Here is a 21,001-nt window from a genome sequence, read left to right on the forward strand (position 1 = left end):
CGATGCTCTGGAAAACCCGTCGATCGAGGACAGGATGCAAGACGACATTTCTTCCGAACGCGCCGGTGAAGCGCCGCAGGAGCCGCGGGGCGATCTTCGTCGGGACGGGCCGCCGCGGGGCGGACGCCGCCCTCAGCGCGGCCGTCCGCGCCATGACCGGCCGAAGAAGAACGACGTGAGCGGCTGGGTGGTGCTCGACAAGGGTGTCGGCATCACCTCGACCCAGGCCGTGGCGGTGGTGAAGCGCCTGTTCAACGCCAAGAAGGCGGGCCATGCCGGCACGCTCGATCCGCTGGCATCGGGCATCCTGCCGATCGCGCTCGGCGAAGCGACGAAGACGGTGCCGTTCGTGATGGACGGCCGCAAGGCCTACCGCTTCGAGGTGACCTGGGGTGTCGAGACCGACACCGACGACGCCGAGGGGCGCCCGGTCGAAACCTCCGACGTCCGTCCGACCCGTGAGGCGCTGGAAGCGGCTCTGCCGGCCTTTGTCGGTGAGATCGAGCAGGTGCCGCCGCGCTACTCCGCTATCAAGATTCAAGGCGAGCGCGCCTACGATCTCGCCCGCGACGGCGAGGTGGTGGAATTGGTTGCCCGCTCGGTGCGCATCGATCACCTCTCGGTGATCGAGCACCACGGCGACCGCACCGTGATCGCCGCGGAATGCGGCAAGGGTACCTATGTTCGCGCTCTGGCGCGCGATCTCGGGCGGGTGCTCGGCTGCTATGGTCACGTCTCCGCCCTACGGCGCACTCGCGTCGGCCCCTTCGAGGAGGCGGCTGCCTGCAGCGTCGCCGCCCTCGAAGAGAGCACGGAGATGCATCTCCACGCGGTCGAGACAGCCTTGGACGAGGTTCCCTCGGTCGCGGTCAGCCGCGATATGGGGCTCCGCCTGATGCGTGGTCAGCCGGTGATCCTGCGCGGGCAGGATGCGCCGATCGGCGGCAAGGCTTACGCGACCTGCGGCGGCGTGCTCGTCGCCGTCGGTGACGTCGAGCGCGGTGAACTGGTGCCGCACCGAGTGTTTCACCTTGGTGGAACGGCACCACCGCGAAACTGAAGGATCGTTCTTTCGGCCTCATCGCTCCGATGAATCACGATAATCGAAACTGATCACGGCCAATTCATCGAACATATTCGAGAATAGCCGGCTTCATTTAACCTAGGGGCAAGCGCCCACTCCCTAGAAGCCCGTCGACTCTACGGATCGGCGGGCTTTTTCATGCGCGTATCTCTGGGCTTCAAGCTGGCCATGGTGGTCGGGCTCCTCGGCCTCGTCGGGGCGGGGATTTCGGCCTTCGCCCTGCGGCAGGCCTCACAGGAGCAGGCCCGCGCCGCGCTTACCGAATCCTTCTGGGATGCCGGGCTCCAGGCCCGAGGTCTGGCCCAGGCCATCGAGCACGCCGTGGTCCAGGCCACCGCCGTCTACACCGCAACCGACACCGACGAGGCCAAGGCGCGGCTCTCCGCGCTTCAGACGGCGCTCGGTGACGTGGAGGCGGCACGCGGGCCGTTCCTGTCCGCGATGGAAGGGCATCTGCCGCCGGAGAAGCGGCGCCGGCTCGACCTCGCGGTGAAGGAGTTCGTCGCCTATCAGGCAGAAACCGCCGAACTCGGTCTCGCGGTCTCACCGCGCGCCGCCCTGATCCAGGCGAGCGACGAGGCGACGGTGAAGAACCGCGAGCGCATGGTGGCGGAGATCTCTGCGCTGGGCCGCGACGTGCTCGCGCGCCTGGATGAGCAGCGGGACGCGGCAGCGCAAGCGCAGCGGAAGGCCTTCATCACGCTCATTGCCGCTCCGGCGGCGGCCCTCATCCTGGCGTTGCTCGCGGCATTCTGGATCATCCGAACGCAGATTCAGCGACCGCTGCACCGGCTGAAAGCCACCATGCAGGCGCTCGCCGACGATCGGCTCGACGAGACGGTGCCGTTCACGGCGCGCCGCGACGAAGTCGGCGAGATGGCCGGCACCATCGCCCGGTTTCAGGCGGCGCTGATCGAGAAGCGCCGACTCGACGATGCGGCTCGCGAGCGGCTGTCGCAGGACGGCGCCCGTGGCGTGCGTCTCGCTGCGGCGACGCAGGACTTCGAGGACGAGACACGGCGGGCGGTGGCCGACCTCGCCGGCTCGGCGCAGGCGATGCGCGCCGCCGCCGACCGACTCCGCGAGACCGCGGGCGACACCACCCTTCGCGCGGCGGAGGTCGCGGGCGCCTCGGATCAGTCGGCGGGCGTGGTGGACAGCATCGCGGGTGCCGCCGAGGAACTCTCAGGCTCGGCCCGGAGCATCGGCGAGCGCGTCCGCCACGCGAGCCGCATCGCCGAAACGGCGCTCACCGATGCCCGCGGGCTGGAGACGACGGTGGCGACCCTGTCGCGGGCGGCGGACGAGGTCGGTGCGGTGGTCACGCTCATTCGCACGGTGGCTGAACAGACCAACCTCCTCGCCCTGAACGCCACGATCGAAGCCGCCCGCGCGGGTGAGGCCGGTCGCGGCTTCGCGGTGGTGGCCGGCGAGGTGAAGGCCCTGGCCGGCCAGACCGCGACGGCGACCGACCGTATCGCGGCCCAGATCGCGGCGATCCAGCAGGCCGCGGGCGGCACAGGCGGCGCCATCGAGGAGATTGGGCAAACGATCGCGCAGCTCAGCCTCATCGCCGCCGAAGTCGCGGCGGCGGCCGAGCAGCAGGGGCAGGCCAGCCACGAGATTGCCTGTGCCATCGCCGGGGCCGCAGCCGATGCCCGCACGGTGTCGCAGAGTATCGGGGAGGTCCGCACCGCGGCCGCCTCCAACGAAGAGTGTTCCGACGAAGTCCGCTCCGGTGCCGAGAGGGTCGGTGACGGCAGCGCCGCGCTGCAAGTTGCGATCGGGACGTTCCTGGCGCGGGTGCACGCCGCTTGATCGCTTCCGGATCCGCCCGCCCTTGCGAGGCGCGGCGTAAGCAATCCGGGGCTCCGCAAGATCCGGAGAAGGCGCGCCCTGGATCTCTTCGGCTTCGCCTCGCGATGACGGAGCCGGGCCAAACCCGATGCGATCGTCCGGAAGCCGTATCACTCAGGCCTGCGGCTTCTAGGCCGGCAGCCCTGTCTCGATGATCCGGGCCCAGAGCGAGGCGCCGTAGGGGATCGCGGCGTCGTTGAAGTCGTATTCCGGGTGGTGGAGGCCGGCGGAGGGGCCGTTGCCCATGAAGATGTAGGCGCCGGGCCGGTGGGCGAGCATGTAGGAGAAATCCTCGGCCGCCATCATCGGAGCGACATCGCGCACCACCTGATCCTCGCCCACGACCTGCGCGGCGACATGGGCAATGAAGTCGGTCTCGGCCGGGTGATTCTCGGTCGCCGGGTAGCCGCTGGCGAAATCGATGCTCGCCCGCGCGCCGAAGGCGACGGCGACATTCTCCGCAATCGCCGCGAGCCGCACGCGCATCAGGTCGCGCACGGCCGGCTTCAGAGCCCGCATGGTGCCGCGCAGCTCCGCCGTCTGCGGCAGCACGTTGAACGCCTCGCCCGCATCGACCGCGCAGACGGAGACGACGCCCGAGTCGAGCGGATCGACGTTGCGGGCGACGATGGATTGCAGGGCGACAACGATATGGCTCCCGACCAGCACCGTGTCGATCGCCGCCTGCGGCAGGGCCGCGTGCCCGCCCCTGCCCTCGATCAGAATCGTAAAGCGGTCGGTGGAGGCCATGATCGGGCCGGGCCGGATCGCGAAGGTGCCGAGCGGCTGATCGGGCACGTTGTGCAGGCCGTAGACCGACTCGACGCCGAAGCGCTCCATCATCCCATCCTGCACCATCGCCTCTCCGCCGCCGCCGCCCTCCTCGGCCGGCTGGAAGATCAGCACCGCGCGGCCGTCGAAGTCACGGGTCGCGGCGAGGTACTTCGCAGCACCCAGCAGCATGGCGGTGTGCCCGTCATGGCCGCAGGCGTGCATCTTGCCCGGCACCGTCGAACGGTAGGGTAGGTCGCGGATTTCCTGGATCGGCAGCGCGTCCATGTCGGCGCGCAGGCCGATCGCGCGGTTCGAGCCGTGTGCCCGCCCGCGGATCACCCCGACCACGCCGGTGCGGCCGATGCCGGTGACGACCTCGTCGCAGCCGAAGGCGCGCAGCTTGTCCGCCACGAAACCGGCGGTGCGATGGACGTCGTATTGAAGCTCCGGATGGGCGTGGAGATCGTGCCGCCAGGCGGTGATCTCCTCCGAGAGATCGACGATGCGGTCGATTACGGGCATGGATCCAACCTTTCCGGAAGATCCCAGCAAGCAGAAGGCCAACACCGGGTCAACGGCCAAGCCTCACCGGTCGTCGGCTCCTCCCGCCAGATCGTCGAGGATGGGGCAGTCCGGCCGGTCGTCGCCGCAGCAGCGCTCGGCCAGATGTTCGAGGGTGCGGGCCATCGCCTCCAACGTACCGATGCGGCGGCGCAGGTCGGCGACATGGTCGAGCGCCACCGCCTTGACGGCGCCGCTGGCGCGGGAGCGGTCGTGCCAGAGCGCCAGGAGATCGGCGATCTCCCGCATCGAGAAACCAAGGTCGCGGGCGCGGCGCACGAAGCGCAGCGCGTGCAGGTCGGACTCGCTGTAGACGCGATAGCCGGCGGCGGTCCGCCCCGCGGGGCCGAGCAGGCCCGTCTCCTCGTAGTAGCGGATCATCTTGGCTGAGACGCCGCTGGCGCGGGCCGCCTCGCCGATGGTGACGGAGGGCGCGCTCATGCGCTGCACCCCGCCCGCCTGAGGCGTAGCGCGTTGCCGACGACGAACACGCTGGAGAGCGCCATCGCCCCGGCCGCGAGCACCGGCGAGAGCTGCGGACCGCCGAACGCCGCGAGCCCACCGGCGGCGACTGGGATCAGCGCCGCGTTATAGGCGAACGCCCAGAACAAGTTCTGGCGGATATTGGCCAGCGTCGCACGCGACAGGACCACTGCCTCGACCAGCCCGGTAAGCGCGCCGGACATCAGCACGACGTCGGCGCTCTCCACCGCGATGTCGGTGCCCGTACCGATGGCGATGCCGATATCGGCCTCGGCGAGAGCCGGCGCATCGTTGATGCCGTCGCCGACGAAGGCGACCGATCCGTGAGCCTCGCGCAAGCGGCGCAAGGCCGCGACCTTGCCCTCGGGCAGCACCTCGGCCTCGACTTCGGTGATGCCGAGCGACCGGGCGACCGCCTCGGCGGTGGGGCGGGCATCCCCCGTCAGCATCGCTACGGTGAGGCCGCGGGCGCGCAGGGCATCGAGAGCCGCGCGCGCCTCCGGCTTGACCGGATCGGCTACCGCGACCACGGCCGCGAGGCGTCCGTCCACAGCGGCGAAGATCGGGCTCTTCCCCTCCTGAGCGAGACGGGCAGCCTCGCTTTCGAGCGCAGCGGTCGTTACATCGAGCCGTTCCATGTAGCGGCGGTTGCCAAGCGCCACCGCCCGTGCCTCGACCCGGGCCGAGACGCCATGACCCGGCACTGCCTCGAATGCTTCAGCCTCGGGCAGTGCCCCGGCCTCCCGCGCCGCCGCGGAAATGGCGCGGGCGACCGGATGCTCGGAGCGCGCCTCGACGGCGCCTGCGAGGGCCAGCACGCTCTCTTGGGAGAAGCCGGGCGTGGTGACGAGATCGGTCAGACGCGGAAGGCCCTCGGTCAGCGTGCCGGTCTTGTCGAGGGCGATGACGCGGGCGTCCCGCAGCGCTTGCAGCGCGGCGCCCTGGCGAAACAGAACGCCCCGCTCCGCCGCCCGGCCGGTGCCGACCATGATCGAGACCGGCGTCGCCAGCCCCATGGCGCAGGGGCAGGCGATGATGAGCACGGAGATCGCCGCGACCAGGGCATGACCGAGCGACGGAGCAGGCCCGAACGCGAGCCAGGCCAGAAAGGTCAGGACCGCAATGGCGATGACAGCGGGTACGAACCAGAGGGTGACCCGGTCCACCCGCGCCTGGATCGGCAGCTTGCCCCCTTGTGCCTCCTCGACCATCCGCACGATCCGCGCCAGTGCGGTGTCGGCGCCGATACGGTCCACGGTGAAGTCGAAGCTGCCGGTGGTGTTGAGGGTGCCGCCGACGATGCGGGCGCCCCTGCCCTTCTCGACCGGCACCGGCTCGCCGGTCATCATGCTCTCATCAACGAAGGAAGCGCCCGACGCGACGACGCCGTCCGCCGGTACGCGCTCGCCGGGGCGCACGCGCACCCGGTCGCCGATCCTGAGATCGGCAGCCGGCACCTCGCGCTCGCCCGCCTCCTCCACCCGCCGCGCCGTCTTGGGCGAGAGGTCGATCAGCCGCGCGATCGCCGCGCCGGCCCGGCCCTTGGCACGGGCCTCCAGGGTGCGCCCGAGCAGGATCAGCGTGACGATGAGGACGCTCGCCTCGAAGTAGAGATGCGCCGACCCGGCCGGCAGCCACCACGGGGCGACGGTCGAGACCAGCGAGAAGAGATAGGCCGCGCCGGCGCCGAGCGCGACGAGGGCGTTCATGTCGGGATGGCCGCGCAGCAGGTTCGGCACACCGATTCGGAAGAAGCGCCGGCCGGGCCCGGCCAGGACCAAGGTCGCGAGCACCGCCTGCATCCAGGCGAAGCCGCCTGCGCCGAGCACACCCGTCACCGCATGGTGAAAGCCCGGCAGCAGATGACTCCCCATGTCGAGAACGACGACGGGGACCGACAGCATGGCGGCAACGACCAGGTTGCGGCGGAGTGCGGTCGCCTCCCGCTCCTGCCGATCCGCGTGCGAAGCATCCGCGGCCGTACCGAGCGCGTGCGCCTCGTAGCCGGCCTGCCGCACTGCCGCTTCGACATCGCCGATGGAGACCGTGCCGGCGGCGTGGCGCAATTCCGCCCGGCCCGTGGCAAGATTTACGCTCGCCGAGGCAGCGCCGGGAAGCGCCATGAGGGCGCGCTCCACGCGTCCGACACAGGAGGCACAGCTCATTCCCTCGACGGTGACGGCGGAGACGGATTCCGGCACGTCGTAGCCGGCATCGCGGATCGCCTCGACCGCCCGCGAGGGCGGCATGCCATCGGGCAGGGCAAGGCCGGCGCGGCCGGTGGCGAGATTGACGGCGACGTCGGTCACGCCGGGCAGCGCGCGGAGCGACCGCTCGACGCGTCCGACGCAGAAGGCGCAGCTCATCCCCTCGACCGGCAGGGTCAGGCGGGACGGCCTCTGCGCACCGGCCGGCGCGGTTTGCATGGTCAGGGGGTCGAGGATCGTTTCCATGCCAGCTCAGATAGGCCTTCCCATGATGGGAAGGTCAAGGGGCGAGGCGCCCCAGGCTCTCAGGGCACTGAAAGCGCCTATGCTTCCCTATATTTTTCGACACGTCTTGCGCGTCGGCCGATGCCGTCGTGGCCGGCACAGCATCGAAGGGCTCCTCCCCGCAAACGGAGCCGAGCGCGCACCGTTCCCCTGCCGTCAATCCCGTACGGGCAGTTCGTCCGGCATCGCCCCCTCGGCGTTGGGCCGATGCTCCGGCAGGCTCACCCGCACCGTAGTGCCATGCCCCGGTTCGCTCTCGATGATGAGCTTGCCCCGGTGGCGATTGAGCGTGTGCTTGACGATGGCAAGCCCGAGACCGGTTCCGCCCTGCTGCCGGCTCGACGCCGTATCGACGCGGTAGAAGCGCTCGGTCAGCCGCGGGATATGCTCGGCCGCGATGCCCGGCCCCTCGTCGCGCACCCGCAGCTCGATCCGGGCCCCCCGCCCATCCAATTCCTCGACGCGGTGGAGCGACACGACGACCACGCCGCCGCTGCCGCCATACTTCACCGCGTTCTCGACGAGATTCTCGATGACGCGCAGCAACTCGTTGCGATCCCCGAGCACCGGAAGCGGAAGGTCGGGCCGCTCGACGCTCAACGCGACGCCGCGCTTGAGGGCGAGCGGCGCTTGCATGTCGACCATCTGGCGGGCGATGCGGCCGAAATCGACCATCTGGGTCGGCACGACGTGCTCGTGCAGCTCGATGCGCGAGAGCGAGAGCAGGTCGTCGATCAGCCCGGTCATGCGCTGGGCCTGGGTCTGCATGATGCCGAGGAACTGCTCGCGGGCGCGGGCATCATCTCGGGCGGGCCCCTGTAGGGTTTCGATGAAGCCGAGAAGGGCTGCGAGCGGCGTGCGCAATTCGTGACTGGCATTGGCGACGAAATCGACCCGCATCGCCTCCAGGCGGCGTGCCTCGGTGAGGTCGCGCAGGAACAGCACGACGTTGGCCTCGCCGCCGCCGGGCATATCGGACATCGGCAGGGCGCCGATCTGCACCTCGAAGGCGCGCTCGGTCGGCACACGGGTCGCGTACTCGGTCCGCACGGCCGAGCCGGTGCGCAGCACCTCCTCGATGCCATCGAGCACATCGGGCGCACGCAGGGAGAAGGAGAGCGGGTGGCGCAGCTTCAGCCCCGGCAGGAGCCGCCGGGCGGCCGGGTTGGCCTCCATCACCACCACCCGGCGATCGACCAGGATCACGGGGTCGGGGATGTTCGCCAGCAGCGCTTCGGCGATGGTGTGGCGGCGCGGCGGACCCGCCTCGGACTGCTGGAGAACCGGCCCCTGCCCGCGGCGCCCGAGAATCCCGCCGATGAGAAGGGCGAGGCTGGCGGAGATGATCAGGGCGGCATCGACCGTACCGCCGACCGCTTCCGCAAACACTATCACGGCCACGGCCAGGGTGACGCCGAGCCACAGGGGGCGGGCCGGGTTGCTCGACATGCCGGGCTAGGGAACCGGCCGGATCACGGGTCGTTCGCGGCCGCCCGGCGCCGCAGACGCTGCGTTCCTTCGTAGATGCCGAGCATCAGCAGGGCGAGGGCGAAGGGAACGAGATAGTAGCAGACCCGGAACAGCAGCAGCGAGCCGAGAACCGACTCGCGCGGAAGGTAGGACAGAGCGAGCAGGATCGTCGCCTCGAACACGCCGATCCCGCCCGGCGCGTTCGAGGCGATGCCGAGCATGGCCGCGAGCACGTAGATCGCCAGGAAGGTTGTGAAGGGCAAGTTCATGCCCTCGGGCATCAGCATGTAGAGCACGGCCGCCGCCGCGCAGACATCGCCGATGCCGACCACCATCTGACTGAACGACACCGTAGCGCCCGGCAATTCGAGCTGCCAGTGGCGCACCTTGATGTAGCGCCGCTTCACCGAGACCCAGGCGAGATAGCCGAGCACGAGCCCGAGCGTACCGAAGCCGAGGATCTGATTGAGGCGCGCGGTGGTGTTGACGCCGATGCTCTTGAAGGTGAGGCTCGCGAGCTGGCCCGCCTCGATGATGAGGCTGAAGCCGAGCACCACGCCCATGCCGAGCCAAAAGGTGAAGCCGGCGATCACCGTCAGTGCGGCGATCTTGGCCGCCGACAACCCGCGCTTCGAGTAGATCCAGTAGCGGATCGTCGCCGCGGTGATGAGCGGGAAGCCGAGGGTGAAGCTCACGGCGTAACTCGTGAAGGAGGCGAGCGCCGTGATGCGGTAGGGCAGCTTGATCCGGAGCTGGCGCAGGGCAAGCGCGTCGTAGCAGGTCAGGAACAGGTAGCTGACCGCCACGAACAGGAAGGCTTCGCTGAGCTGCGTCGCGGCCACCGCCGTGAAGGCCGCCTGCAGCGCGGCCCAACTGATCTCTTCCGAGAGCTTCCACAGAACGCCGAGCGAGGCGACGATCAGGACGAGGCTGGCGATCGTGCCGATCCAGGCATAGCGCCCGCGCTTCGATGCCGTCTTCGATCCAGCATCAGCCTCGCGGTCCGCGTCGGCCGGCTCGGCCTCCGTGACCATCCTGTGCTTCCCGGCAGGTTTCATGTGAGAACGGTGTCCGCCTCCGCTGGTCGACCGCAGGGTATATTCGGCGCGGGTCGTCCCGGGCGGTGTCGATCCCGAACCGCCCCCGCGGCATTTAGGGGCTTCGACCGCCAAAGGCCAGCGAGCGGCCACCGGCACGGGGATGCCCTGCACCGGGAATGCGGCCGAAATCACGCCATCCCGACCGTCACGGCGCCGCAGCGAGATGCGCGGCTGCCTTTGCCAAACCCGCCAGGATGCGCTCGCGCACGGCAGGCGCGGTGCAGACATAGGTCGGGCTCGGATGGGGAATTGCCACCACGGGCAGCTCCGGCCGCAGGGCGGAGAGCGGCGCCGACGCCTCCCGCGCGAAGCGCCCGGCCGGGACGACCACCGCGAGCCGCGGCAGGAGCGCGAGCAGCAGTGCGAAGTAAGGCGTGGCAGCGCTCGCTTCCGACCGGCGGGGCGCGCGATTGAGCGCGCCGGGCGCGTGGATCACCCAGGGCACGGCGTTCCAGATCAGCGTGTCGCGCCGCGCGATCCCGGCTTGGCCGAGGAAGCGGAACAGGTTGGCGGCGGTGCCGGTCGGATTGTCGCGGGAGACGAAGCCGGTCTGGCCGATCGAGGGGCCCGGTGTTTCGAGCAGCAGGAGCAGCCGCGCCTCCACGCCGCCATCGAGTGGATCGGGATCGGGTACGGCCGCACCCCGCTCGGCGGCGATGGTTCGAGCGAAGGCACGCAGCGGCCGGACATGCGGCGCGTCGGCCATCGCCCGGCGCGCGTCGAGACAGGCGGGATCGCGCAGGCTCCTCGGCGCGTCAGGCGAAGCCGGCATCGCGCAGATCCGGCGGCACCCGGCCCTGCAAGCGGAAGCGTTCGATTCCGTTCTCGGCAGAGAGACGCGTGCGCAAGCCCTCCGGTCCGCCGAACTGGAAGCCGATCTGCGACGCGTAGGCGGCACAGGCTTCCGCCTTGCGGTCCTCCGCTTCCGAATCGAGGCGCACCACTTGCTCAGGCAGGTGCTCGAAGATCGCCCGCAGCGGCTCCTTCGGCTCGGCACTGCGCACCGTGTAGGGGAAGTCCCGCCACCACAGCACCGGCAGGGGCGGCTGCGCGCCCCGAAAGGCGCGCACGACCTGCACGTGATCGACATGACCGCCGACGGCCTGCGGCGCGAGGATCAGGTCGGGCCCGGTATCGGCCACCAGCCGCTCGAACGCATCGGCGAGGTTGGGGCCGATCCGGTCATCGGGGGCAAGTTCGGAGAACAATTCCGGCGCCGACGCGTAGCCGCGATGCGGCGCCTCCCGGAACGGCAGGTGGATCGGCTCGTCGATGCCGAGCGCACGGGCCGCCGCGCGATCCTCCTCGCGGCGCAGGGCCATGTAATCGACCTCCGGCGCCAGCCCCTTGTCGAGCTGGCACGCGAGGGCAAAACCGCGCGGATCCCTGACAGAGGCCGTGAAGATCGTCGCCATGACGACCTGCCAGCCCTGCGCGGCAAGCCGCGCCAGCGTGCCGCCGGCCGAGAAGGCCGCATCGTCGAGATGCGGCGAGATGGCGAGTGCGGTGCGCGTCACAGCAGGTGCGGCTCCTTGCGGAAGCGGCAATCGGCGTCGATCGGCAGCGTGTCCGGGACATCCGTGTGAGGGCGCTCACCGGCGACCTGTGCATAGACATTCATGATCTGCCGGCCGACGGCGGTCCAGGAGTAGACCCGGCGGCACTCCTCCAAGCCGGCCTCGGCGAGACGCTGGCGCAGATCGTCGTCCTCCACCACCCGCCGAAGGGCGGCGGTGAGAGCCCGCACGTCGCCGGGATTCACCAGCAGGCCGTTCTCTTCGTCCCGCAGGCAATCCGAGACCCCGACGGAGTGGGTCGAGACCACCGCGAGCCCGGCGGCCATCGCCTCCAGAATCGTGTTCGAGAATCCCTCCGCATAGGTCGGCGAGACGAACACGTCGGCCTCGCGGTACAGGTCCGGCACGGTGTCGTAATCGGCGTAACCGGTGAAGCGGACCTGCGCCGAGGTGAAACCGATGGCCTCCGCCTTCTCGCGGGCGGACTCGACATCCGGTCCGATGCCCGAGATCGTCGCGTCGAACGGCACGCCGGCTTCCCAGAGACGCTCCAACGCGTCGAGGAAATCGAGCACACCTTTCCGGCGATCGACCCTGCCATGGTACAGCAGCCGCACCGGCTCCTCGTCCTCGCGCTCGGCTTGAAATCGCTCGCCGGGGGTGAAGCGCGCGGTATCGACGGCGCCGGGGACGATGGTGAAACGGCTCGGATCGGAGCCGAGCCGGTCGCAGACTTCCCGGAGGAAGGATTGCCCGCCGATCAGCAGGGCGTTGGCATGGGCCAGCACCTCGACCATCGCGCGGCGATGCGTCTCGCAGCAGGAGCCGACCCAGTGGCCGTCGCCGCCCTGGATCGAGACGACCGTCGGCACGCCGAGCCGCTTGCCTGCGATCAGCACCGCCCAGCCGGTCGGGTAGCCGTACTGCGCGTGCAGCACGTCGAACGGTTCTCTGGCATGCTCGGCGCCGATCGTCGCGACGATCTCATCGATGTCGCGCTCGAAATCCCCGCCCTCCTGCTCGCCCTTCTGTTCGAGGCCGATGACGTGAACGCCGGGCACGGCGGGCGGCGGGCCGCCGCCATAGACCCGCGTACCGAATTCGTCGCCGCGATACTGCGAGATCATCGTTACGTCGTGGCCGGCCCCTGCCACCTCGCGCAGGAGGTTCTGCGCATAGACGCTCATGCCGGAGATCGCCGGGAAGTAGCGGCGGCTGACGAAGCAGATTCTCATGACGTGGGCAGCCCGGGCATCGTGGCTTCGCGCCGTGTGGTGTCCGGCATCGGAAGACCGGGGCCGGGACGGCGGCAGGTGCGGAGATAGTCGAGGGACTGGCCGACCATGACGTCGGCGCGGTGCGACTCGCGCGAAAGCTCGACGCAGACGAGTTTCCGAAATCCGATCGCGTCGAGCGCATCCAGAACGGCGGGGACATCCATGTCACCCTCGCCGAAGGGCAAGTGGATGTGCTCGCCCCGCTTCATGTCCTCGATTGCCACGGTGCCGAGGCGCGGGGCGAATTCGTGAACGGCCGCGGCCGGATCACGCTCCCCCGTGACGAGGCAGTGGCCGGTATCGAGGGCGAGCGACAGGCCCGGCAGATCGATCGCGGCAAAATCGTCGAGCGTCTCGATCAGCATGCCGGGCTCGGGTTCAAGTGCGGCGACGACGCCCTTCTCGGCGGCGAAATCGGAGACCTCGCGCAGCCCTTCGATCAGCCATCCCCGCGCTTCGCCGTGATCCACGCCCGGCTTCGGCACGCCGGCCCAGAACGAGACGGCCTCGGAATTCAGGATCTTTCCGATCTCGATCGCCCGTTTGAGGAAGCCGACACGCCGCGCCCGGCCCGAAGCGTCGGCGGTGACGAGCGTGGGCTCGTGCTTAGCGGTCGGGTCGAGCAGGAAGCGGGCGCCGGTCTCGATCACCGAACCGAGTTCGAGCCGGTTCAGGAGGCTGGCGATGCGATCGGCCTCGATCACCCAATTCTCGGCGAAGGGGTCGAGATGGTGGATGTCGAGGGTGAGCGCCACGCCGTCGTAGCCCGCATCCTTGATGAGGCGGATCGCGTCCTCGATGCGGTGGTTGGCGGTGCCGTTCGTGTTGTAGGCGAAGCGCAGGCTCATGCGGGCCTCCGATCGGCGCGCCGCCCCTGGCGCTCGTAGCGGAACGGCGCGTGGTGCGATTCCGGCTCGCGGTAGAGCGGATAGTGCGAGCCGACGATCTCATCGGCCAGCGCCACGTCGAAGAGCGGCTGGCCGCCGAGGCGCTCGATGGCTTCCGGCGTCAGGCGGACGGGCAGCAGCGTGTCGCTCGGCGTGCCGAAACGGATTAGAGGGTGATCGCGCTCGATCAGTTTCTGCGCGTTGCGCTCGCCGATCCGGTAATAGCTCATGGTCTCGACTTCGAGCCCCGGCACGATCGCCTTGACCACGCCGATCCCGCCGCCGGGCGGCGTGCAATCGACGTACAGAACGTCGAAGCCCGCTTCCTCCAGCCGGTCACGGGCGATCTTTCCGCGGGCGTGCCCATCCGGAGCCGGTGTCGTCGGCAAATCGGAGAATGCCTTGGTGCTGCGCTCGGAATAGACCGTGCCGCTCAGAACCTCACGCAGTTCGGCCGAAGACAGGTCGAGCCAAGCGAGCATCGCCTGGAGCGCGCGGCTCTCCTCAAGGTCGAGGCTCGGCAATGCCTTCTGGATGAAGGACTCGACATAGCCGGGCGGCGCAACGGTGTCGGCGAGCGCCAGCGGCCCGTGGCCGAAGGTTTTCCGAACCCGCGCGGCTTGGAACTCCAGCAGGGCCTTGCGCAGTGCCCGCTCACGGTCCGGATCGCAGGCCTCGCCGCAGGCCGAGAGCGCGATCGGCGCGGGTGTGCGGGCCGGATCCATGTCGTAGCCGACGACGTAGAGGTTGGTGAGCCCGAATTGGTCGGTGGCGAATTTTGGCAGCGCCCGGATGCCGAGGCTTTCCAGCCGGTCAAGCATGCCACGCGTCTCGGGGCCGATCCCGTCGAGATCGAGCATCACACCCTGGTCGAGGGCCCGGAACAGCAAACCGTTGCCGTCACGCTGGAGCAACTCGAGCAGGCCGTGGCCGAGCGCGAAATCCACGTCCGGCCCGGCGCCGAGGCCGTTGGTGATGAGGTTGGTGAAGGGCTGATAGCCCTCGCGCAACTCGAAGTAGTCGGTCGCAGCGATGTCGAGGGGCATCCACACCGACTCGCCGGTTCGGGCGCGGACCGCCTTGGTCCAGTCGAGCGGCGTCTCGCGGCCCACCGACGAGCCGGCGGGCAGGCACAGCGTCAACGGATCGGCGACGGAGGATGCGCCGTAGACGCGCACGAGGTCGGCGTAGGTGACGGCCGCTTGGTTGTCGCCCTTGCGCGGCAGCAGGGCGACGGACGGCATCAGATTCTCGGCGATCTCGGCCACGGCGCCGATCAGGGCCTCGTCGTCGGTCGCGCCGTAGCCGATGCCTGAGGGCATGGCGCCGACATAGAACGGATCATCGAGAAAGAGCGCCACAAACCAGACGGGGATGCCGGTGCGGTCGAGCCCCGCCAGATTGAAGCCGACGACCCGGCCCTCGGGCAGGATGTCGAGATAGGCCTTCACGACATCGGGCAGCCGCGCGGGCAACCCCTCGATCCGGCGCGAAGAGCCGCGGCGATAGGGGCGCGGCGCCGCCAGATTCGGGTGGTGGGCGCGGTCGTCCCGGTCGAGGGCGTCGGTCGCTGTCATTTCCGTTCCATCAGCAGCGGCGGACCGTCCTGTCTCCAACCCTGCCCCTCATCCGAAGGTGCCGCACCTCAGGATGAGGGCGAGGGTGGGATCCTACGGTCTCCTCCCATTGATCGTTGTCAGGCCGCGTCGCGGCCGGCCGGTCTGCCCGCCGCCGCGTAGGCGCGGGCGATCAGGCGCATGGTGTGCAGGTCGCGTTCGGCGTCCCAGGCGGCGCGTTCGTCCGGTTCCCGCAGGGCGCGGCCGAAGGCGCGCACCTGTTCGAGGAAGGGGGAGGCCGTCGTGTCGAAGGGGATCGCTTCGACCCGGCCGTCCGCACCGTTCGTGAAGATGACGCTACCGCCCGCGGTCTGGCCCATCGTGTCGGTCGCGGTCAGCATCCCGCTCGTGCCGACCACCTCCAGCCGGCGGCGCGGTAGGGCGTCGGGGCAGTTATAGGCGACGTTGAGCTGGGCGAGCGCGCCTGAACCGGTACGGCCGATCAGCAGGGCGCCGTCATCGACGGCGTAGTCCTGCGCGCGGGCCTGGGTCATGGCTGCGATCTCGGTGATCGGCTCGCCGAGCAGGAAATCGACGAGGTCGATCCCGTGGGGCGCGAGGTCGATCAGCGCGCCGCCGCCCGCCTGGGCGGGATCGATGCGCCAGTTGTCCTGGCCCCGGAACGAGGCCCAGGCCCGGTCGAGCCAGCAGGCATAGACGATGCGCACCGCCGTCACCGTGCCGAGCCGGCCCGCGCGGATGAGGTCGCGCATGGCACGGTGGCCGGGATGATGGCGCTGGTCGAAGGCGGTGCCGTAGAAGGCGCCGGACTGGTGCACAGCCGCTGCCATCGCCTCCGCGTCGGCGAGGGCGGCGGCCATCGGCTTCTCGCACAGAACCGCCTTTCCGGCGGCACAGAGCGCTTCGACCGCGCCGCGATGGAGATGGTTCGGCGTGGCGACATAGACCGCCTCGACCTCAGGCTCGGCGATCAACCCGGCGAGGTCGGCATGTGCCCGCGCGCCCTCCGCTTCCGCCGCCGCACGCGAGGTCGCGCCGGGATCGGCGACGGCGATCAGCCGGTGCCCCGCGGCGCGGATTCCCGGCGCCATGTAGTCGCGGGCGACCCAGCCGTAGCCGACGATGCCCCAGCCGACGCTTCCCACCATCACCAGCGCTCCGGCAGATCGACGTATTCGCGGCGGCGGACTCGCGCCGCCTCCGACGCGCTGGGCTTACCATTCCAATCGATGGCCTTCGGGCCGTCCGAATGCAGCGGATAGGTCGCCTGCGAGGCATACTCGGCCTCGTAACGCTCCGACGGCCAGCGGATGGCGAAGCCGCCCTCATCGGACACGTAGAGGGGATTGAGCTGCAGGGCCGCATCCGGCGGCGGCAGCGTGATCCCGTCGACGATCGCCCGCGGCGCCGGGCGCATCCCGGGCCCGGCCACCACCGAGAATGCCTCGCAGCTCCGGAGGTCGCGCGGCTCGCGGGGCTGCGGTGCGCGGGCTTCGACCAGCGCACGGGTCAACTCGGCATCGTCGTAGACGAGGCCGTCCGGGAACAGCTCCTCGATCTCAGTCGACGAGATCGCCTTGCCGGCCGAGAAGCCCGGCCGTCCGCTGTTGTGGATGTGGCTGAGGGCAAGCCAGCCCTCCTCTCCTGCGGTCTGCCGCAGGCAGGACAGGATGCCGGGCTTGTCGTCGAGGAAGTAGAAGGCGTCGTTGCAGATCACGAGATCGACCGGCGCCTCGGGGATCGGCCAATGCGCGGATGACGCGTCGAAACAGACGAGCTGCGCCCTCTCGCCAACCACCCAGTGCCGGGCGACCCAGAGCTTCGCGAAGACCACGTCCGCCCCCGCGACCTTCACACCGCGGCGCTTCAACTCGCGCAGGTAATGGCCGATGCCGCAGGCAAGCTCGAACACGCAGACCGGGCTGTTCCAGTGCGCCTCCAGCAGGCTCAGTCCCGCCAGGAAGGTCGGGTCGGTCCAGCGGTTGACGAAATAGTCGCCGACGCGGCCCCAGCCGAGCCAGTCCACGGCCTGCCGCAGGGAGGCGCTCTCGCGCTCCCGCACCAGCCGGCGCAATGCCTCCGGGTCGGCCGGCGGGCCGGTCCACCAATCGTCCTGATCGGCCAGAAGGAGGATGAGCGCGTCCTCCACCCTGTCGGCGTCGAGATGGTCGAGCGCCGCCGCGACGAGGCTGTCGCGGCCGGTGCGAAGATAGGGAATGCCGTCGATGACCGGCCAGCGGGCTCCGGTTTCGGCGTCGCGCAGGGCATGCGCGCCGTCGGCCTTGAGCCTGTGGCCGGTCTCCGGCGAAAGGAGATCGAAGGGGATCATGATCCTCGGTTCTGCCGGACAGCGCGAAACGTCACGGGATGCGCATATCGGTCAGAACGCGATCCTGGAAAGCCTTGACCGGCCCGGCATGGACCAGTTCCATCTCACCGAGTACCGTCTCCATCGTGAGCGAGGCGGCCCGGAGGTGCTGCGCGATCTGCAGGACGCGGTCGATGGAATCGGCGGCGTGGAAGGCGCGGCCCTCCGCCGTGGCATCGTCCGGCAGGACGAGGCGAGCGGCGCGGACCGTCTCACGCAGCGGCTGGTCAAGCTCCGCTAGAGCCCATTCGGAGCAGCGCCCCACGATCGGCCAGAGATGGTCGCCGAGCAGCATTTCGCCGGTGAAGCCGGCATCCGGCATCGCCGCATTGTGGAAGTGATGCGCCATCGCCGCCAGGAACACGGTCGTCGGATCGGCCCGGTAGAACGGGCTGAGCAGCACGCCGTAGACCGCCACGACGAGGCAATGCTCGGCGTGGTTCTCGGGTGGTTCGAGCAGGATGCGCGGCTTGCCGGGGCAGGTTACGCCCGCGCGGGGCTGATGCGCCAGAGCGCCGACGAAGCCGGGCACGGGCCCGGCCGGCAAGACGGCGGGCTCGCGCAGGCAGGCCCGCAGCCGATCCCGCAACACGGCCTCGACCGATTCGGACACGGCATCAAGGCCCGCGACCAGCACGGCGGACGCCTGCGACTCGCCGAGCCCGGCGGCCGAAAGGAACGCAGCGTCGAGATCGCAGAGCCGTGCGGCGGCCAGCGCCTTGGCCGTGATGTCGAGGGCGACCGTCTCCGGCGCGGCGCCGCCGGTAAGCGCCGACCATCCTTGAGCGAACAGGCGCTCGGCAATCGAGCCCGCGCGTCCCGCCGAGCGGACGCGCTTGAGATCGCCGAGCTCGACCAGCAGTTCCCGCACCGCGACGGGGGCTGCCGGCCCGGTTTCCGAGAAACCCGTCACGGGCGCGCGGCCTTACTGCTGCGCACCGAGCCAATCGAACAGCATGCGCTGCTGCTTGCCGAAATCGTGCTCCGGACCGTGGCCGTTCTTCACCATCGGCGCCTTGAAGAAGGTCGAGAGCTGCTCCTGTACGCCGCCGTCGCCACGGCTCTTGGCGAGGTCCAGCACACGGGCGATTTCGATGACCAGCGGGGCCGCCAGGATCGAGTCCTTGCAGAGGAAGTTCACCTTGATCTGCATGCGCTGGCCCATGAAACCGGTGACATCGATGTTGTCCCAGGCTTCCTTGTCGTCGCCGCGCGGGCGGTAATAGTGGATGTGCACGAGGTGATCTTCAACCGGGTAGCCGAGGATCGAATCGAGCACCGTGCCCTTGGTGTTGAGCTTCGATTGCAGCGAGTTCGGATCGTTGAGGGCGAGGCCGTCACGGTTGCCGAGGATGTTGGTCGAGAACCAGCCATCGACGTGAAGCTGGCGGGCCTTCAGAGCCGGCGCCAGCACGGTCTTCATCATGGTCTGGCCGGTCTTGCCGTCCTTGCCGGCGACTGGGACGTTCAGTTCGCGGGAGAGTTCCATCAGGGCCGGTACGTCGGCGGCGATGGAGGGCGTGAAGTTCGCGTAAGGCACGCCGCTCTTGATGGCCGCATAGGCATAGAGCATTGCCGGAGAGATCGACTCGTCGCTCGAATCCAGCCCCTTCTCGAAGGCTTCGGCCGAGTTCAGCACGGGCTCGGACAGATCGGGCCAGCGCTCGGTCGAGGCGAGGTTGATCACCACGATGTCGTCGAGGTTGCTCTCCTTGCGGAAGCGGTTGAGGTCGTTGGCGATGACCGAGACCGTCTCGCGATGGTCCCTGGCGACGATGCGGTTGCCGCCGTCGATGTTCTTGCAGAACTTGGCCGAGCCGACCGCCGGCCAGGGGGTGATTCCCTTCAGGGCCTGGGCGCCGTTCTCGATGTCCTCGCGGGTCAGCACGCCATGGCCGGTGGCGGCGGAGGCGAGGTCGTCGCCGTTCAGGTCCCAGCCGCCGAACACGAGATCCTTGTAGTCGGCCATCCCGGCGACGGACACGCCAGCGAGCGGGAGGCCATCCAGACGGTTCGAACCCGATTTGATGGTTTCGATGCCGGCGATGGCTGTCGTCGCGACTGCACCGCCCATGCCAACGAACGCCACTCCGACGCGGCGACCGGTCTGAATGCCCATGGGAACTCGATCTTTCTGTTGTGGTGGCGCTGACGCCTTAGGATGAGCCCTAACGGGAGGCCGCGCGGCCCATGACAACTGTGACCAACCCGGTGCGTTCCGGGGCCGGCCCTGCCATCTTTGCCGCAGGCCCAGTTTCGCCGGAACCGCATCGTTTGGTTAAAATATCGTAAACACAATGGCTTAACGCTGCATTAACGGGATCACGTTTGGATCACGGGGTGGTCCCATTGTGGTCACACCCGGCGGCGAAACCTCCGCCGGTCAAACGAAGCCCGGCACAAAAGAACGCCGAGGCACCAACAAGGAAGACCGATGGGGGTTTACCCGGAGCCGGCGCGCTGCGCCGACGACGTAAGCCGACTCGTGCCTTGCGGGTCGAATGCCGGCAACGGTGCTGCTCCGCAGCCGTCGCGCGTTCGTTCGCCGCTCGTGCGTAGCCTTGCCGCCCTGAGCGCCAGCCTGACCCTGCTGCTGGCCGGGCCGCAGGACGTGTCCGCCTACGAGAACGCACATGTCGCGATAACGATCCCGACGATGGTGCGGGCCGATCTCCGCCCGGCCGGGGCCGCGGCGGAATGGGGTGGCACCGCGCTGATCTGTCAGGACGGGGGGCTAACCGCCTCGATCGACCGCATGCAGGCCTCGCTGGCCAATCCCCGCACGGACAACGACGACGAGATTCTGCGCTTCGGCGAGATGAGCGTGCCACGTCCGCTGGTGGAGACGATCCTGAAGGCCTCCGAGGTGACCGGCGTCGATCCCGTCTACATGATGGCGCTGGCCGACAAGGAATCGAGCTTCGATACCAGCGTGAAGTCCTCCGCCTCCTCGGCGCAGGGTCTGTTCCAGTTCGTCACCGGCACGTGGCTGGAGATGATCCGCCAGTACGGCGCCAAGCACGGGATGGCCGACGAGGCCGCCGCGGTGAAGGGGCATGGCACCGGCATCACCATTGCCGATGCGGGACTGCGCAAGCGGGTGCTCGACCTGCGCAACGACCCCTTCGTGTCCGGTTTGATGGCCGGCGAGCTGATCAAGCGTGACCGCAGCCGGATCGAAGCCCGGATCGGCCGCGAGTTGAAGACCACCGAACTGTATCTCGCGCATTTCCTCGGCACCGCGAGCGCCGGCAAGTTCCTCTCGCTCAGCGCCGAGGATCCGGACAAGGTCGCCACGGCCGCCTTCGGCCGCGCCGCGCGGGCCAACCGCGCGATCTTCACCGCCAAGGACGGGGCCAAGCGCCGCAGCCTGACCGTGGCCGAAGTCCACGAGAAGCTCGACGGCATGATCGACCGGCGCCTGAGCCAGTATCAGGCCATCGCCGACCTCGCGCAGCAGCAGGCCGACGAGCTGGCTGCGCCGATCCTCGACGCCCGCTTGCGGCTCAATGAGGTCGTGGCGCCGTCGCTCGCGCTCCACTCGGTGCAGTAGC

General features: G+C 69.4%; 17 protein-coding genes. 3 read left to right on the forward strand and 14 right to left on the reverse strand.

The window, feature by feature from the left end; translation table 11 throughout:
• The first annotated feature begins 34 nt into the window (after positions 1-34).
• Together truB and J2W78_RS15520 are read left to right on the forward strand one after the other, a co-directional pair.
• Complete coding sequence (gene truB / locus J2W78_RS15515; RefSeq protein ID WP_253371911.1) at positions 35-1,060, forward strand: tRNA pseudouridine(55) synthase TruB; 1,026 nt, start codon at positions 35-37, stop codon at positions 1,058-1,060.
• A gap of 162 nt (positions 1,061-1,222) precedes the next feature.
• Positions 1,223-2,902, forward strand: a complete 1,680-nt coding sequence (locus J2W78_RS15520; protein WP_253371913.1) for a methyl-accepting chemotaxis protein — start codon at positions 1,223-1,225, stop codon at positions 2,900-2,902.
• Positions 2,903-3,070: 168 nt separating this feature from the next.
• Here the strand turns inward: J2W78_RS15520 and J2W78_RS15525 are convergent, their stop codons facing one another.
• The 14 genes from J2W78_RS15525 to J2W78_RS15590 form a co-directional block, all read right to left on the reverse strand.
• Complete coding sequence (locus J2W78_RS15525) at positions 3,071-4,237, reverse strand: M20 aminoacylase family protein (protein ID WP_253371915.1); 1,167 nt, start codon at positions 4,235-4,237, stop codon at positions 3,071-3,073.
• A 63-nt stretch (positions 4,238-4,300) separates the two neighbouring features.
• Positions 4,301-4,717 (reverse strand): Cu(I)-responsive transcriptional regulator, encoded by a 417-nt coding sequence (cueR, locus tag J2W78_RS15530; RefSeq protein WP_253371917.1) that lies wholly within the window; start codon positions 4,715-4,717, stop codon positions 4,301-4,303.
• Positions 4,714-7,212 carry a heavy metal translocating P-type ATPase gene (locus tag J2W78_RS15535; RefSeq protein WP_253371919.1) on the reverse strand — a complete coding sequence of 833 codons (2,499 nt, stop codon included), beginning with the start codon at positions 7,210-7,212 and terminating at the stop codon, positions 4,714-4,716. The genes cueR and J2W78_RS15535 overlap by 4 nt, the downstream gene beginning before the upstream one ends.
• A gap of 195 nt (positions 7,213-7,407) precedes the next feature.
• A complete protein-coding gene (locus tag J2W78_RS15540) occupies positions 7,408-8,700 on the reverse strand; it encodes an ATP-binding protein (RefSeq protein WP_253371921.1) in 1,293 nt (430 codons plus the stop codon).
• 23 nt (positions 8,701-8,723) lie between these two features.
• Complete coding sequence (locus J2W78_RS15545; protein ID WP_253371923.1) at positions 8,724-9,755, reverse strand: lysylphosphatidylglycerol synthase domain-containing protein; 1,032 nt, start codon at positions 9,753-9,755, stop codon at positions 8,724-8,726.
• 211 nt (positions 9,756-9,966) lie between these two features.
• Entirely contained in the window at positions 9,967-10,593 is a 627-nt protein-coding gene (locus tag J2W78_RS15550; protein ID WP_253371925.1) for a uracil-DNA glycosylase, read from the reverse strand.
• On the reverse strand, positions 10,577-11,338 hold the full coding sequence (locus J2W78_RS15555; protein ID WP_253371927.1) for a PIG-L deacetylase family protein: 762 nt from the start codon (positions 11,336-11,338) through the stop codon (positions 10,577-10,579). Before J2W78_RS15555 ends, J2W78_RS15550 begins: the two co-directional genes overlap by 17 nt.
• Positions 11,335-12,573 carry a glycosyltransferase family 4 protein gene (locus J2W78_RS15560; protein ID WP_253371929.1) on the reverse strand — a complete coding sequence of 413 codons (1,239 nt, stop codon included), beginning with the start codon at positions 12,571-12,573 and terminating at the stop codon, positions 11,335-11,337. The genes J2W78_RS15555 and J2W78_RS15560 overlap by 4 nt, the downstream gene beginning before the upstream one ends.
• Positions 12,570-13,463 carry a sugar phosphate isomerase/epimerase family protein gene (locus tag J2W78_RS15565; protein ID WP_253371931.1) on the reverse strand — a complete coding sequence of 298 codons (894 nt, stop codon included), beginning with the start codon at positions 13,461-13,463 and terminating at the stop codon, positions 12,570-12,572. Before J2W78_RS15565 ends, J2W78_RS15560 begins: the two co-directional genes overlap by 4 nt.
• Complete coding sequence (locus J2W78_RS15570; protein WP_253371932.1) at positions 13,460-15,079, reverse strand: YcaO-like family protein; 1,620 nt, start codon at positions 15,077-15,079, stop codon at positions 13,460-13,462. The genes J2W78_RS15565 and J2W78_RS15570 overlap by 4 nt, the downstream gene beginning before the upstream one ends.
• A gap of 119 nt (positions 15,080-15,198) precedes the next feature.
• Positions 15,199-16,227, reverse strand: coding sequence for a Gfo/Idh/MocA family protein (locus J2W78_RS15575; RefSeq protein WP_253371933.1), 1,029 nt, complete (start codon positions 16,225-16,227; stop codon positions 15,199-15,201).
• On the reverse strand, positions 16,227-17,408 hold the full coding sequence (locus J2W78_RS15580) for a class I SAM-dependent methyltransferase (RefSeq protein ID WP_253371935.1): 1,182 nt from the start codon (positions 17,406-17,408) through the stop codon (positions 16,227-16,229). Before J2W78_RS15580 ends, J2W78_RS15575 begins: the two co-directional genes overlap by 1 nt.
• A gap of 31 nt (positions 17,409-17,439) precedes the next feature.
• The gene (locus J2W78_RS15585) at positions 17,440-18,360 is read right to left on the reverse strand and encodes an HD domain-containing protein (protein WP_253371937.1); all 921 of its coding nucleotides are present in this window, start codon (positions 18,358-18,360) and stop codon (positions 17,440-17,442) included.
• Positions 18,361-18,372: 12 nt separating this feature from the next.
• Entirely contained in the window at positions 18,373-19,566 is a 1,194-nt protein-coding gene (locus J2W78_RS15590; RefSeq protein WP_253371939.1) for an inositol-3-phosphate synthase, read from the reverse strand.
• Positions 19,567-19,881: 315 nt separating this feature from the next.
• On the opposite strand from J2W78_RS15590, the gene J2W78_RS15595 reads away from it, so the two are divergent.
• Positions 19,882-21,000, forward strand: a complete 1,119-nt coding sequence (locus J2W78_RS15595; RefSeq protein WP_253371941.1) for a transglycosylase SLT domain-containing protein — start codon at positions 19,882-19,884, stop codon at positions 20,998-21,000.
• The last annotated feature ends 1 nt before the right edge of the window (position 21,001 follow it).

The sequence above is a fragment of the Methylorubrum extorquens genome (assembly GCF_024169925.1).
Taxonomy (GTDB): domain Bacteria; phylum Pseudomonadota; class Alphaproteobacteria; order Rhizobiales; family Beijerinckiaceae; genus Methylobacterium; species Methylobacterium extorquens_A.